The 14,234-nt window shown below is 64.7% G+C and carries 13 protein-coding genes; 5 read left to right on the forward strand and 8 right to left on the reverse strand.

Annotated elements, in window-relative coordinates; all coding sequences use genetic code 11:
- The first annotated feature begins 216 nt into the window (after positions 1–216).
- Positions 217–1,608: a chromosomal replication initiator protein DnaA gene (gene dnaA / locus SH584_RS00005; RefSeq protein ID WP_324807565.1), complete on the forward strand. Its 1,392-nt coding sequence runs from the start codon at positions 217–219 to the stop codon at positions 1,606–1,608.
- Positions 1,609–1,697: 89 nt separating this feature from the next.
- On the opposite strand, the gene SH584_RS00010 is transcribed toward dnaA, so the two are convergent.
- From SH584_RS00010 to secB, 4 genes are all read right to left on the reverse strand, one after another.
- Entirely contained in the window at positions 1,698–2,369 is a 672-nt protein-coding gene (locus tag SH584_RS00010) for a DUF4136 domain-containing protein (protein ID WP_324807567.1), read from the reverse strand.
- Between the two features lie 101 nt (positions 2,370–2,470).
- On the reverse strand, positions 2,471–3,466 hold the full coding sequence (gene trpS, locus SH584_RS00015; protein ID WP_324809568.1) for a tryptophan--tRNA ligase: 996 nt from the start codon (positions 3,464–3,466) through the stop codon (positions 2,471–2,473).
- A gap of 11 nt (positions 3,467–3,477) precedes the next feature.
- The gene (gene murJ, locus SH584_RS00020) at positions 3,478–5,034 is read right to left on the reverse strand and encodes a murein biosynthesis integral membrane protein MurJ (RefSeq protein ID WP_324807569.1); all 1,557 of its coding nucleotides are present in this window, start codon (positions 5,032–5,034) and stop codon (positions 3,478–3,480) included.
- An 18-nt stretch (positions 5,035–5,052) separates the two neighbouring features.
- Positions 5,053–5,586, reverse strand: a complete 534-nt coding sequence (gene secB / locus SH584_RS00025) for a protein-export chaperone SecB (protein WP_324807571.1) — start codon at positions 5,584–5,586, stop codon at positions 5,053–5,055.
- 194 nt (positions 5,587–5,780) lie between these two features.
- On the opposite strand from secB, the gene SH584_RS00030 reads away from it, so the two are divergent.
- From SH584_RS00030 to SH584_RS00045, 4 genes are all read left to right on the forward strand, one after another.
- Complete coding sequence (locus tag SH584_RS00030; RefSeq protein ID WP_324807573.1) at positions 5,781–6,440, forward strand: Tim44/TimA family putative adaptor protein; 660 nt, start codon at positions 5,781–5,783, stop codon at positions 6,438–6,440.
- Positions 6,437–7,624: a murein transglycosylase A gene (gene mltA / locus SH584_RS00035; protein WP_324807575.1), complete on the forward strand. Its 1,188-nt coding sequence runs from the start codon at positions 6,437–6,439 to the stop codon at positions 7,622–7,624. Before SH584_RS00030 ends, mltA begins: the two co-directional genes overlap by 4 nt.
- Positions 7,605–8,162: a Smr/MutS family protein gene (locus tag SH584_RS00040; protein WP_324807577.1), complete on the forward strand. Its 558-nt coding sequence runs from the start codon at positions 7,605–7,607 to the stop codon at positions 8,160–8,162. The genes mltA and SH584_RS00040 overlap by 20 nt, the downstream gene beginning before the upstream one ends.
- A 64-nt stretch (positions 8,163–8,226) precedes the next feature.
- Positions 8,227–9,909, forward strand: a complete 1,683-nt coding sequence (locus SH584_RS00045; protein WP_324807579.1) for a putative bifunctional diguanylate cyclase/phosphodiesterase — start codon at positions 8,227–8,229, stop codon at positions 9,907–9,909.
- On the opposite strand, the gene dapE is transcribed toward SH584_RS00045, so the two are convergent.
- The 4 genes from dapE to yidC all read right to left on the reverse strand — a co-directional run bounded on the left by dapE (position 9,906) and on the right by yidC (position 14,220).
- Entirely contained in the window at positions 9,906–11,036 is a 1,131-nt protein-coding gene (dapE, locus tag SH584_RS00050) for a succinyl-diaminopimelate desuccinylase (RefSeq protein WP_324807580.1), read from the reverse strand. The genes SH584_RS00045 and dapE overlap by 4 nt on opposite strands.
- Positions 11,037–11,183: 147 nt before the next feature.
- Positions 11,184–11,849 (reverse strand): glutathione S-transferase family protein, encoded by a 666-nt coding sequence (locus tag SH584_RS00055; RefSeq protein WP_324807582.1) that lies wholly within the window; start codon positions 11,847–11,849, stop codon positions 11,184–11,186.
- Complete coding sequence (yihA, locus tag SH584_RS00060) at positions 11,846–12,490, reverse strand: ribosome biogenesis GTP-binding protein YihA/YsxC (RefSeq protein WP_324807584.1); 645 nt, start codon at positions 12,488–12,490, stop codon at positions 11,846–11,848. Before yihA ends, SH584_RS00055 begins: the two co-directional genes overlap by 4 nt.
- Entirely contained in the window at positions 12,487–14,220 is a 1,734-nt protein-coding gene (gene yidC, locus SH584_RS00065; RefSeq protein WP_324807586.1) for a membrane protein insertase YidC, read from the reverse strand. The genes yihA and yidC overlap by 4 nt, the downstream gene beginning before the upstream one ends.
- Between the last annotated feature and the right edge of the window lie 14 nt (positions 14,221–14,234).

Here is a 14,234-nt window from a genome sequence, read left to right on the forward strand (position 1 = left end):
TGTCAAGCCGATTTATTTCACCTCGATGAAAATTCGGTGCTTGAACAACGGCGCTCACACTTTCAGAAAGCTGTCTCCGGTAGCGATTTTCGAGCCGGGGGGCACATTTTCCAACGTCGGTTCCGGCGCGCGATCTCATCGTGCGCAAAGTCGATGCGTGTCTGGAAAACACGAGATTGTGGGAGGCGCGGCGTAGTGCAGGAGGGTCGGGAGAATATGTCTGTGTCCGATCCGGAAAGCGTCGCCGAAGTACCCGCACCGCTCGAGGCCGCTTGGGAATCGATTCGCGCCGGCCTTCGCCGTGATTGTGGAGCCCGCACCTTTGACGGTTGGCTGAAGCCCGCCGAACTTGGCGCCTTCGACGGCGACTCGGGCGAGCTCGAAGTCGTCATGCCCAGCAAGTTCATGGCCGATTGGGTCGAAAGCCACTTTGGCGATCGCCTGTCGCTGGCCTGGCGCACGATGCTTCCGATCGTCCGGTCGGTGAAGATCGTGCCGGCAAGCGACGGACCGCGTCCCGCGCCCTTGCTGATTCTGGAAGAAATTCCCGAAGCGCCGCAGGCACCGGCGGTTCGCGACCCCTCCGCTCCCAATTTCGATGCGCGTTATCGTTTCGACACTTTCGTCATCGGCAAGGCGAACGAAGTCGCAGCCACCGCGGCGCGTACGCTCGCCACCGCGGACAGCGTCGCCTTCAATCCGCTCTTCCTCCACGGCGGCACCGGTCGGGGCAAGACCCACCTTCTCCACGCCATCGGGCAGGCTTTCCTGGAAAAGCAGCCGGGCGCGCGAGTCGTGTCGATGTCGGCCGAAAAGTTCATGGTCGAGTTCATTCGCGCGCTAAAGAACAACGATGTCATCAGCTTCAAGGGCCGGCTGCGCTCGGCCGACCTGCTGCTGATCGACGACGTCCAGTTCATTGCCGGCAAGGATTCGACGCAGGAAGAATTCTTCCACACGATGAACGAGATCATCACCGCCGGTCGACGACTGGTGATTACGTCGGACCGTGCGCCGCAGGACCTCGACGGGATCGCACCGCGTATCCTCTCGCGCCTGTCATGGGGCCTCGTCGCGGATATCAACCCGGCCGAGTACGAACTGCGGCTCAACATCATTGAATCGAAGCTCGGCGCGCTTCCGGGCATCTCGATGCCGCGCGCCGTGGTCGAATTCCTGGCCCGTCGAATCGCAAGCTCTATCCGCGAGCTCGAGGGCGCGCTCAACCGCATCGCCGCTTACGCGATGATGACCGGTCGGACGATCGACGTCCCGTTCGTTGAAGAGGTGCTGGCAAACGTCCTGCGCGCCAACCAGCGCCGAATTTCGATCGACGAGATCCAGACGCAGGTCGCGGAACATTATCGCATCCGCAAGGCGGAGATGACCTCTGCCCGCCGTGCGCGCGAAGTTGCCCGCCCGCGCCAGGTGGCCATGTATCTGTCGAAGCAGCTGACACCGAAGTCGCTGCCGGACATTGGGCGCCGTTTCGGCGGCCGTGACCACACGACCGTCATCCATGCGGTCAAGCAGATCGAACGGCTCCGTGCTGGCGACTCTGAGCTCGACGCCGACATCCGCCTGCTGACTCGCCAGCTCGAGGGCTGATCGACCGCGAGCGCGCAACGCGAAAAAAAGGCCCGCCCGGCTTATGCCAGGCGGGCCTTTCTTTTGCCCCGCTCCCGCTCGGGAGACTGTTAGCGGCGGACCTGCTGTTCTGGCGGAACGGTGATCTTCACCACTTCGCCCGACCGTCCCGGGAAGCCCGTGAACATCGCCTGCACCAAGTTCGGCACGAGGACGCCGAGGTTGTCGGTGGTCGACCGCGCCTGCGCCTGGCCCTCGAACAGCGACTGATTGGTCGCGCGGCTGCGGATGTCGAGGTCTAGCTGGCTACGATATTCGGTGTAGCTGTCGACGCGCCCGCCGTAACGGCCGTACCAGAACGGATCCTCCCACCCGTAAAAGAAGGGCGAGCGACGACCGTAATATCCGTAGCGCGAATAATAGGGGCGTCCGTAGAACCCGCCGTAGAAAGGATCGCTGGGGAAGGGATCGCGCACGTAGACCTCACGACCGCGATCAACCCCGTAGCTCAATTGGACGATCATCATGGCACTCTCGGGCGACGTCGCCGGGCGATAGCCCTGCGCGCTCATCGCATTGGTCACCATGTTCGCGTAGCGAGTGAATTCCAGCCCGCCGCCTTGAGCGGCGCCTTGTCCCGGCACGACGTAAAATGTCTGGCCTTGCGGCGCAGGCATCGCCTGATAGCGCGAGACTTTAGTCGGAAAGCCGGTAGCGCACGCCGAAAGGCCAAGCGCGGAAACGCCGAGCAGGACTGCCGCAGCAAATTTGTTGAGACGCATTTCACCACCCATCGAATCGGAAATTTTCCGTTGTAGGACGGGCGTATAGCATGAGCCGTGCTGAATAGGCGATGAAGGCCCTGTGTCGGGCAATCGACATCCTAGTGGCGAAGCCCCACCGCGCGATAGGCCTCGGCAAGGGTCGGGGCGCCGACGGCCGCCGCTTTCTCCGCGCCTCGAGCAAGGATCGCGTCGAGGGCGGCCTCGTCGGTTCGAAGCTCGATCAGTCGCGTTCGCAGCGGCGACAGCAGCGCGATGACCGCGTCGGCAAGCGCCGGCTTGAACGCGCCGAATCCCTGACCCGCGAAGCGCGCCAGGATCGCCTCCCGCGTTTCGCCGGTCACGGCCGACATGATGCCGACGAGGTTGCGCGCTTCGGGTCGGGCTTCGAGCAGCGCGGGGTCGTCGGGCAATGACTCGGGATCAGTCTTCGCCTTACGTACCTTTTGCGCGATGAGGTCGTCGTCGTCGGTCAACTGAATGCGGCTGGCCTCCGACGGGTCGGACTTGGACATCTTCGCCGTTCCGTCGCGAAGCGACATCACGCGTGCCGCGTTCCCGCCGCCGATGAACGGTTCGGGCGCCACGAACAATTCGGTGTCGAAATCATTGTTGAACTTCAGCGCGATGTCGCGCGCCAGCTCGATATGCTGCTTCTGATCCTCGCCGACGGGGACGTGCGTCGCGCGATACAGCAGCACGTCGGCCGCCTGGAGCACCGGATAGGTGAACAGGCCGACGCTCGAGCCTTCCTTGTTCTTGCCTGATTTCTCCTTGAACTGCGTCATCCGGTTGAGCCAACCCATGCGGGCGGTGCACTGGAGGATCCATGCCAGTTCGGCGTGGCCGGGCACTGCGCTCTGGGCGAACAGCGTCGATTTGTCGGGGTCGATGCCGCTGGCGATCAGCGCGGCGGCCATTTCGCGCACGTTGGCGCGCAGGGTCGCCGGACTGCCGTCGACCGTCAGGGCGTGAAGATCGGCAAGGAAGAAGAGGCACTCGGTCTCTTCCTGCATGCGGACCCAGCGGAGGATCGCTCCAAGCAAATTGCCAAGGTGAAGGTCGCCGGTGGGCTGAATGCCCGAGACGACGCGCATGGGGGTGTCGGTCATTCAGCGGCTTTCTTGCGGCGCATCAGCGTGGCGATCGCCTCGCGGTCGATCCCGCCGATGATCCAGGCGACAGCGAAGTAGACGATGGCGCCGGTTCCGACGAGCGCGCCCAGCCCGATCACGCGTTCGAGCACGTTTCCGAAGAACAGGTCCCCAGCGACTGCCTTGATGCCATAAAGAGAGGCAGCCATCGCGGCGGCCGCGATCAACTGCCGGACGACGCGCCCGACCAACCATCCGGGCATTCGGAACTGGCGCCGGGCGTAGAGTATCCCGAACAGCAGGAAGAAGTTCACCCACGCGCTCGCGGACGTCACCGTTGCGAGGCTGTAGATGCCGATCCGATCGATCAGCAGAAAATTGGCGACCACGCCCATCGCCAGCACGCCCATCGCGATCCGCACGGGGGTCTTGACGTCCTTGCGGGCGTAAAAGGCGGGGGTGAGCACCTTGACGAGAACGTAGGCCGGGAGGCCCGTCACCAGGATTGCGAGGATGTTACCGGTGATGCGCGCGCTTTCGACGCTATATTCGCCGCCCTGATAAAGCGCGCCGATGATCGGTCCCGATGCGACCGCCAGCGCCAGGGTGGCGGGGAGGGTGAGCAGCATCGACAGGTCGAAGGCGCGGGCCTGCACGTCGGCGGCCTCAACCTCGTCCTCCCGCGCAATCGCCTGGCTGATCGCTGGGAGGATCGCGACGCCGAGCGCGGTGCCGATGATCGACAGCGGTAGCTGGTTCAGGCGGTCGGCGTAGCTGAGATTGGTCAGCGCGCCTTCGCCCAGCCGCGACGAGAAGTAGGCGTAGAACAATTGGCTGATCTGATAGACGCCGGCGGCAATCGTGGCGGGCAGGATAAGGACGACCAACTCACGCACCGCAGGGGTCATGCGCGGCCGTCCGAAGCGGAGATGGATGCCCGCCTTGCGCACCGCCCACCAGCATAGGGCGAACTGCAAGATACCACCGGCCAGCACGGCGATCGCCATGGTGCGGACAATCTCGATCTTGCCCGAAGGCGCAACCAGCAACGCTACGATCAGCGCAAGGTTGAGCAGCGCAGGCGCGAAAGCCGCGACCGCGAAGCGTGTCAGGCTGTTGAGGACGCCCGACAGGAGGGCGACGAGACTGATGAACAGCAGATAGGGGAAGGTCCAGCGCGTGAGCTCGACGGCAAGGTCGAACTTGCCCGGGACGTTCTGATAATCACCAGCGACCAGCAGCAACACGCTCGGCATCGCGATGACGAAGATCACCGTGACCAGCAGCAGTGCCGGCATAAACACCGACAGGATATCGTTCGAAAATTGCTGCGCTTCCTCATGCCCCCCGGACTGCAGCCGGCGGCTGAACAGCGGGACAAAGCCCGACGAGAAAGCGCCTTCCGCGAACAGGCGGCGGAAGATGTTGGGAAGCAGGAAGGCGAGGTTGAACGCGTCGTTGGCGTGGCTCGCGCCGAGCAGGCGACTGGCGATCATGTCGCGCGCGAATCCAAGCACGCGACTGACCATCGTCAGCCCACCGATCGAGCCGATCGCGCGGTAGAGGTTCATCCCCCGCCTTGCCCGGACTTAGGCGTGGCCGACGGGCGGTTCGCCGTCACCGCCAGGCTGACCCTGGGCCTGCCCCTGCGCGTCCATCTGCGACATGTAAGCCGCGCCGAAATCGATGGGGTCGAGCAGCAGAGGCGGGAAGCCGAGGTTCTGGATGGCATCGGCGACGATCTGCCGCGCGAACGGGAACAGCAGGCGCGGAGCTTCGACCAGCAGGAACGGCGCGAGAGCGTCTTCCGCGATGTTGCGGAAAGCGAACAGGCCGGCATAGCTGAGGTCGACGATGAAGTGCGTGCCACTGTCGGACTTGGCCGAAACCTCGATCTTCAGGATGACTTCGTGGACGTCGTCGGCGACCTTGCCGCCATTGATTCCGAACTGGACGTCCAGCGTCGGCTGTTCCTGCCACTGGAAAACCTGCGGGGCTGACGGGCTCTCGGCCGACAGGTCCTTGATATATTGCGCGACGGTCGATGCCTGGGGCGCGGTGGCCGCATCGGTGGCTTCGGCGCCAAGATCGATGTCGGTGGTGGGATTGTCCTGGTCGGCCATGAAACTTCCTTGTGCGATCAACGTCGTGGAGCAGCGCTAAGGGGAAGGAGATGCCCCAGCCGCAGCGTGCTCGCGCCTAGCAGGCGGTCCTGCACGGTGCAATGCCGCGACGGTGCGATGGACTGCCCTTTGAAACTGCGTCGTTTCTACCCTATGTTGGTGGCCACATTTCCATCGTTGAAACGGACGATCCTTTGGCAACCATCGTTATTCTCGCGCTCGTCGCACTGTTTATCGGCCTTAGGCTCTACAGCGTTCTGGGCGAACGCACGGGGCACGAGCAGCCGATCCTGCGCCCGGCAGACACCGACGCCGATGCGCGCATCGACAAGTCGGCTTCGCCTGTCCGGGCGGCGGTCGCGGGCGTTCCGGTCGATGGGGACGACATGGCCTATCTGCCAACCGCGGGACCCGGCGTCCGCGCCATCCTTGCCGCCGATCCGACGTTCGACGTCGCCCGTTTCCTCGAAGGGGCAAAGTCTGCCTATCGCCTGATCCTCGACTCTTATTGGAAGGGCGACCTCGAAGCGACGCGTCCGTTTGTCGACGGTCACGTCTTCGACACTTTCAAGTCGGCGGTCGATCAGCGTGCCAAGGACGGCCTCGTGCTCGACAATCGCCTCGTGTCGGTCGACGAGGCCGTGATCGCAGGCGCCGAGCTTGAGCGCACGGTCGCGCTGATCACGGTCCGGTTCGAAGCTGATATCGCCGCGGTTACTCGCAATGCCGAGGGTGTGGTCGTCGGCGGATCGATGTCGGACGCGGTGCAGACCCGTGAACGCTGGACCTTCCGCCGCGATCTGGCGCTGGGCGACCCGAACTGGACCCTGGTCGAAACCGACGACGAAGAGTGAGCGTCTTGTTTCGCGCGGCCGCGCTCTCCGCCACGCTGCTTCTTGCTGCCTGCGCGATGCGCACGCCGCCGCCGGCTGAACCAACGCCTCCTCCAGTCGTGGTGGCCCCGCCGCCGGTCGTCGTGCCGCCTGCACCGCCGCCCGCCGCCAACGCTCGGGCTGCAGGCGTCACGCTGGTTGCGCCGACCGCGATCAATCCCGCGCGCGCCGAACGCGCGCTCGCGGCATTTCGCGCGAGCTGCCCGGCAATGCTCAAGCGTCGTGACCAGACGCAATTGACGACGGCGGCCGATTGGCAGCCGCTTTGTGACGAGGCGCGTACATTGGCGCCCGGCTCGGCAGCCGCGTTCTTCCAGAACCGGTTCGACTGGCTGCGCGTCGGTAACGGCGATGCCTTTGCGACCGGATACTACGAGCCTGAAATTCGCGGATCGCGCACCAAGGCGCCCGGTTACGAGACGCCGGTTTATTCGCTCCCCAGCGATCTGACCCGCTGCACCCGCGCCGATGGCCAGACGGGACGGGGCCGCCTCGACGAGACAGGCGCATGCGTCCTCTATTTCACGCGCGCCGAGATCGAGGACGGCGCCCTGGCCGGGCGTGGGCTCGAGATGGCTTGGGTCGCCGACCCGATCGACCTCTTCTTCCTGCAGATCCAGGGCTCGGGCCGACTGCTGCTCCCCGACGGCGGTGTCATGCGTATCGGTTACGAGAACCAGAATGGCCGCGAATATATCGCCATCGGCCGACTGCTGCGCGAGCGCGGCATCCTTGCAGAGGGCAAGGCGGGGATGAAGGAGATCGTCGCGTGGATGCGCGCCAATCCCACCGAGGGGCGCGCGTTGATGCGCGAAAATCCAAGCTACATCTTTTTTCGTGAACTGACCGGCGCAGGACCGCTTGGTGCAATGGGCGTGGCGGTGACGCCGCAATCGACCGTCGCGACCGATCCGTTGTTCGTGCCCTTGGGCGCACCGGTCGTCCTGTCGATGGAGCGGCCGGAAGCGTCGGGATTGTGGATCGCTCAGGATACCGGTGGCGCGATCAAGGGCGCCAATCGCTTCGACACGTTCTGGGGTGCCGGCGCGGCGGCCGAAGCGACCGCTGGCGGAATGTCGTCGAAAGGCTCGGCCATCCTCCTGTTGCCCAAGGGCGCGGCGGCGCGTGCGCAAGCTCTCCGCTGAAGAGGCGGAACTATGGTCGCGGGTCGCCGCGACCATCCGGCCCTTGTCGCGTGATCCGGTCGAACTCCCGACCAAGCTTCCCAATCCCACGCCAGTAGCGCCTGTTCCGCCCAAGACTGTGAAAGGCCGCGTCCCGCCGCCACGCGTCGTGGTCGCTCCGGCGGCAGTACCGCGAACCCTGCAGCAAGCGACCCTGGACGGGGGATGGGACCGGCGGCTCAAGACCGGACGCATCGACCCGGACCGAACGCTCGATCTTCACGGCCACAATCTCGACCGCGCGTGGAATGCCATCGACGTGGCGTTGGAGGACGCCATTCGCCAGGAAAGCCGGGTCCTGTTGCTGATCACCGGTCACGAACGTCGCGGCGAGCCGCCGTTGGTGCGTGGGCGCATTCGCGCGGCCGTCCACGACTGGCTCGCTCATTCGCGGCACGCCCGGCATATCGCGGCGGTGCGCGGCGCCCATCCCCGGCACGGGGGCGGGGGCAGCCTGTACATCATCCTGCGCCGACCCGGCGCTTCCACTTTTTCTTAACCCAGTCTGTTTATGACGATCGCGTCGGCGCCGGTGGGGCGCGAGGGGCGGGATCATCAGGACGGTGAAGGACGGGTCTGCACAGAAGGTCAGCAACGCGATCCTCTCCGGGCTCGCGGGCGTCGCCTCGTTCCTGTTCTCGCTCGGCGCTTTCCTGACCATCACCAGTTTCAACGAGCAGGTCGTTGCCTCGATGTTGGCGGGCGCCTTCTGCCTGTTGATCAGCTACATCGCCTCTGAACGACCGAACAGCGAAAGCGCGCGGGCGCTCAACGCGCTCGGCGATCGCCTCCTGGCGGTCGAGCAGGGAGACCTGACCAGTCCGACGCCGCGGATCGTGCGCGACGCCATGCCTAAGCTCGCCACTGCGGTCGACAGCCTGTTCGCCGAGGTTCGCGCCTCGATCGAGAACGCACACGCGCTGGGGATGTACGACCCCGTCACGTCCTTGCCCAACCGTCTGCATTTCCGTGCCGAGGCCGACAAGCTGCTCGCCGCGCGCAATCCCGACACGATGGCGGCGATGCTGTTCGTCGACCTCGACCGCTTCAAGAACGTGAACGACAGCCTTGGTCATGCCCGGGGTGATCAACTGCTGATCATGGTGGCCAATCGGCTTCGCGTGGTGGTGACGGCGGAAATGGGCGAAAGCAGCGCCGCCCGACCGATCCTCGCTCGATTGGCCGGCGACGAATTCACCGTATTCTTCCCCGACATCGGCAGCAGCGCCAATGCGGAGCGCGCCGCGCGCCGGATCGCAATGGCAATCAGCGAGGCGTTCGAACTGCAGGGCCATAGCATCGACGTGGGGGCCTCTGTCGGGGTCGCGCTCGCCCCGCACCATGGCAGCGCGATCGAGACGCTGATGCGGGCGGCGGATATCGCCATGTACCGTGCAAAGAGTGCGGGTGGAGGGCGATTTTGGCTGTTCAGCGAGGAATTGGCCGAGGAGCATCAGCGCAAGATCGAGACCGAGGCTGCCTTGGGCGAAGCGGTCGAACGCGGCGAGTTCCTGCTGGCCTTCCAGCCGCAGCTTTGCCTGGCAACCGGTGAAATCAGCGGCGCGGAAGCGCTGCTGCGCTGGAACCACCCTCGCGAGGGCCTGCGGCAGCCGGAGACGTTCATTCCCGTGGCCGAGCAGACCGGCTTTATCGGCGAAATCGGCGATTGGGTGATGGCCGAGGTCGCGTCGATGCTGGCCGAGTGGCAGCCGCAGGGTATGGCGCGCCGGATCGCGTTCAACGTAAGCCCGCGTCAACTCGACCGCTCCGATTTCTTCGATCGGCTGCGTGCCGCATTTGCACAGGTGCAAGTCCCGCTATCGCTGATCGAGGTAGAGTTCACCGAGTCGGCAGCGATGCATTGCTCCGACCAAGTTCTCGCGGAGATCGCCTCCCTCCGAGCCGATGGCGCCTGGATTACGATCGACGACTTTGGCACCGGTTATTCAAACATCGCCCGTTTGCGCGCGATGCCGCTCGACCGGGTGAAGCTCGATCCCTCGCTGATCGTCGACCTTGAGAAGAACGAACAGGCGCGCGACGTCGTGCAGGCGGTCATCCAGCTCGTGAAGAGCGTCGGTGCCTCGATCGTTGCCGAAGCGGTCGAGTCGACGGCGCAAGCCGACATCCTGCGGGCGATGGGTTGCGAGACGATCCAGGGCTTCGTGTTCGCCTATCCGATGTTCGAGGAAGAGTATCTCGCCTGGATTGGCAACGCAGAGCGCGGCAACCGCGACGTCGCCTAAACGAATAAGCGTGTCAGGATCGAGCGGTAGATCAGCGCGAGATTGCGGATATCCTCGACCGCGGCATGCTCCCCGACCTTATGCATCGTCGCGTTGGGAAGGCCGAAGTCCACCACCGGGCATAGTTTGATCAGGAACCGCCCATCGGACGTTCCGCCGCCGGTGGAAAGCGAAGGACGTTGTCCCGTCACCTCCTCGATCCCGGCGACGACGAGATCATAGAGTTCGCCGGAAGGGGTGAGGAACGCTTCGCCGGAGATCAGCGCCCTGACGGTCGCCTCGGGCGAATGCTTCGCCACGACGCGACGGACCTCGTCGACCAGATCCTCGCCGCGCTGAAGATTGTTGAAGCGGATATTCAACCGTGCGCCGGATCGGCCCGGGATCAGGTTGGTCGCGCCAGGGGGCGCGGAAATGTCCGTGAATTCGAGGTTCGATGGCGGGAAGGCATCGTTGCCGTTGTCGATGACCCATGCGTCGAGCTCCGCGACAATGCGCGCAAGGACCGGTACCGGATTGTCGGCGCGGTGCGGATAGGCGACGTGTCCCTGCGTGCCCGGGACGTCGATCCACATGTTGACCGAACCGCGTCGGCCGATCTTCACCGTGTCGCCAAGCCGCGCTTCGCTGGTGGGCTCGCCAATCAGGATCATGTCGGGCCGGATGGCGCGCTCCTCGAGCCAGTCGATGATGGCGACCGTGCCGTCAGTGGCAGGACCTTCCTCGTCACCGGTAATCAGCAGCGAGATGGTGCCCTTGTCCTGTGGAAGGTCGGCAACCGCCGCGACGAAGGCGGCGATCGCGCTTTTCATGTCGTTCGCGCCGCGCCCGGTGAGGATACCGTCTTCGATCCGAGGTTCGAAGGCGTCGTGGGTCCAGCCTTCGCCAGGCGGCACGACGTCAAGGTGACCGGCGAAGCCGAAGTGCGGACTTCCCGACCCACGCATCGCGACCAAATTCTCGACTGGTCCATCGGGAGCTTCGCCGCGCAGGAAGCGATGCACCTCAAAACCGAGCGGCCGAAGCGATTCCTCGAGCACGTCAAAGACCTCGCCAACCGCCGGCGTGATGCTGCGGCAGGCGATCAGACGCTGGGCAAGGACGACGGGATCGACGTTAGAAGTCATGCCGATTGCCTAGAAATATGGGCGTTTCGCCGACCGTGTGGAGAGCGTCGAGAGGGAGGGGAGGTCGAGGCACGGCGCTGGAGTGGCAAATCATGCATCGTTCGTAGCGCGCCGGCGGCAGGGAGGACAGGGGGAGGCAGTTGGAGGTTAGTCCTTCGCGGCCGCCTCATATTCCTCAATAACCCATGGCTCGTCCTGAGCGAGCTCGATCCACTCGACGACGTCGGCGCGATGCAGCACTGCCTCCATGTAGGTCGCGGCGAAGGGAGGGACGGGGACGCCATAGGTGACGAAGCGGGTCACGACGGGCGCGAACATGATGTCCGCGGCGGTCCAGTCGCCGAACATATAGTCGCCCGATCCGCCGAATCGCGCGCGCGCCTGCATCCACAGGTTGAGGATACGGATGACTTCCGCCTCGACTGCTGGGGACAGCGGGACCGTTCCAAAATTCTTGCGGACGTTCATCGGCAGTTCGCGGCGTAGATTGCCGAAGCCCGAATGCATCTCGGCGGCCATCGACCGCGCCATGCCGCGCGCGCTTTCGTCGGCGGGCCAATATTTGTCGCCACCGACTCGGTCGGCAAGGAATTCGATGATCGCCAAGCTATCCCAGACGACGCAGTCGCCGTCCCACAGGATCGGCACCTTGCCGAGCGAGGGCGCGAATTCGTCGCCTTCGCGGCGCTGCTCCCATGCTTCGTCGAACAGCGGGACGACCAGTTCCTCGAACTCGATCCCGCTCTGCTTCAGGGCGAGCCAGCCGCGCATCGACCAGCTGGAATAAGCGCGGTTGCCGATGATTAGCTTCACGACAGCACGGCTTCCAGGATCGCGGAACGAAGTTCGGGGATGCCGCGGCCGGTTTCGGCGGACGTCGGCAGGATCAGCGGATGGGCCGCGGGATGCTTGGCCGCTTCGACGCGAACCCCTTCGATCGTGCTTTCCAACTCGGTCGGTTTGATCTTGTCGCCCTTCGTCAGGACGAGATGGTAGCTGACCGCGGCACTGTCGAGCATGGTCATGATCTCGCGATCGACGTCCTTAAGCCCGTGACGCGAATCGACCAGGACCAGCGCGCGCTTGAGTACCTGGCGGCCGCGCAGGAAGTCGTTGATCAGGAAGCGCCAGCGCTTGACCATGTCCTTGGGCGCTTCGGCAAAGCCATAGCCGGGCATGTCGACCAGCCGAAAGACCAGCGGCTTGCCCACGTCGAAGATGTTGAGTTCCTGCGTCCGCCCCGGCGTATTCGACGCGCGCGCCAGCTTGTTGCGGTTCGTAAGCGCGTTGATCAACGACGACTTGCCGACGTTGGAGCGTCCGGCAAACGCGATCTCCGGCGCGTCGGGCGCGGGGAGGTGCTCAAGCGTCGGGGCCGACTTCAGGAAGTCGATCGGCCCCGCGAACAGCTTGCGCGCGCGCTCCGCAAACTCGGCGTCATGCTCGTCGGTCATTTCTTGACCACGGTCGCGACCGCGTCGACCTCGGTCGGCGGGGTCATCTCATGATCGTAGCGGTAATAGAGCCACTTCTGCTGCGCGATCGTGAGTAGGTTGTTGACGAACCAGTAAAGCTGCAGGCCTGCGGCGAACGGCGCCATCACGACGATCAGGACCCACGGCATGATCGAGAAGATCTGCGCTTGAACCGGGTCGGTCGGCTGCGGGTTGAGCTTGATCGAGATCCACTGCGTCACGCCGACCAGGATCGGCAGCACGCCGATCGCCAGCAGGTGGGGCGGGGTGAAGTCGAGCAGGCCGAACAGGTTGACCGGGGTCAGCGGGTCGGGGGCGCTCAAATCGCGGATCCAAGCGACAAACGGCTGATGGCGCATTTCGACGCTGACCATCAGCACCTTGTACAGCGCGTAGAAGACCGGGATCTGAAGCAGGATGGGGAGGCAGCCCGCCGCCGGATTGATCTTCTCAGTCTGGTACAGCTTCAGCATTTCCTGCTGAAGCCGAGGCTTATCGTCCTTGTAGCGTTCTTGGATCGCCTTCATCTTTGGCTGAACGCGGCGCATGCCGGCCATCGAGCGGAACTGCTTGTCGGCGATCGGGAACATCAGCAGCCGGACTATGAAGGTCAGGCAGATGATCGCCACGCCGAAGTTGCCGGTGGCGTGAAACAGCCATTGCAGCAGGCCGAAGATCGGCCGCATGAACCATTCGAACCAGCCCCAGTCGATCGACTTCGACAGGCGGGTGATCCCGCGAGTCTCGGCGGCGTCGAGCTGGCTCTTTTCCTTCGCGCCGGCGAAGAAGTGCGTCTCGCCACTAACCGCCTGGCCCGGCGCGACGATGAACGGCGCACCCGCGTAGTCGGCCTGATAGGCGCCCGACGGCGTGCGCTTCAGGCTGGCGGCGAAGTTGGATCCGTTGGCGGGCGCCAACGCGGTCAGCCAATATTTATCGGTGAAGCCGAGCCAGCCGCTCGACGCGTCGCGGGTGATCCCGGCGCGGTCTTCGTCGAGCGTCTCGTAATTGACGTCATAGTCGGCGGTGCCGTTCAGCACCGACATCGGCCCGACGTGCATCGTCCACCCGTCGGCGTCCGTCGACTTTGCGGCCCGGCTGACGAGGCCGTAGCTGCGCAGACCCACTGCGCTGGGCGACAGGTTGGCGACGCGCTGGCGGATGGTGAAGAGGTAGCCGTCGTCGACCGAGACGATCTGTTCGAAGCGCTGGCCGGTAGCATTGGTCCAGCTGAGCGAGACCGGCTGGGCCGGAGTCAGTACCGGCGCGCTGGCGGTCCAGACGCTGTTGGCATCGGGGGCGGCGACGCCCTGTCCGACCCAGCCAAAACCGCCGAAATAGGCATCGCGCGCGCCGGCCGGGGTTAGGAGGCGAACGGCGGGGGAGTCCTTGGCAAGGCCTTCGCGCTGGCGGACCAGGGTGAGATCGTCGAAGCGAGCGCCCTTCAGGTTGATCGAGCCGTTGACGCTGGGCGTTTCAATGCGGACGCGCGGCGTTTCGGCAAGGACGACGGCGCGGTCGCGGATCGCGCGCGGGCTGTCGGCGGCGGGGTCCGCGGAAGGTTGCGGCAGGGGCTTCACCTTGCCGTTCTCGACGGTCTGGGTCTGCGGGCCCGAGGTCGGCCAAACGCTTTCGGACAGGAAGCTCCAGCCGATCAGGACGAGCGCGCTGAGCACGATCGCCAGCATCATATTGCGATTGTCGTTCACTTCGAATGGCGTCC

It is taken from the genome of Sphingomonas sp. LY29 (assembly GCF_035593985.1).
Classification (GTDB): Bacteria; Pseudomonadota; Alphaproteobacteria; order Sphingomonadales; family Sphingomonadaceae; genus Sphingomicrobium.

Coding starts and splice junctions, on each gene's coding strand:
- dnaA (WP_324807565.1), top strand. CDS start 217: ATGTCTGTGTCCGATCCGGAAAGCGTCGCCGAAGTACCCGCACCGCTC.
- SH584_RS00010 (WP_324807567.1), bottom strand. CDS start 2,369: ATGCGTCTCAACAAATTTGCTGCGGCAGTCCTGCTCGGCGTTTCCGCG.
- trpS (WP_324809568.1), bottom strand. CDS start 3,466: ATGCGCGTCGTCTCGGGCATTCAGCCCACCGGCGACCTTCACCTTGGC.
- murJ (WP_324807569.1), bottom strand. CDS start 5,034: ATGAACCTCTACCGCGCGATCGGCTCGATCGGTGGGCTGACGATGGTC.
- secB (WP_324807571.1), bottom strand. CDS start 5,586: ATGGCCGACCAGGACAATCCCACCACCGACATCGATCTTGGCGCCGAA.
- dapE (WP_324807580.1), bottom strand. CDS start 11,036: ATGACTTCTAACGTCGATCCCGTCGTCCTTGCCCAGCGTCTGATCGCC.
- yihA (WP_324807584.1), bottom strand. CDS start 12,490: ATGACCGACGAGCATGACGCCGAGTTTGCGGAGCGCGCGCGCAAGCTG.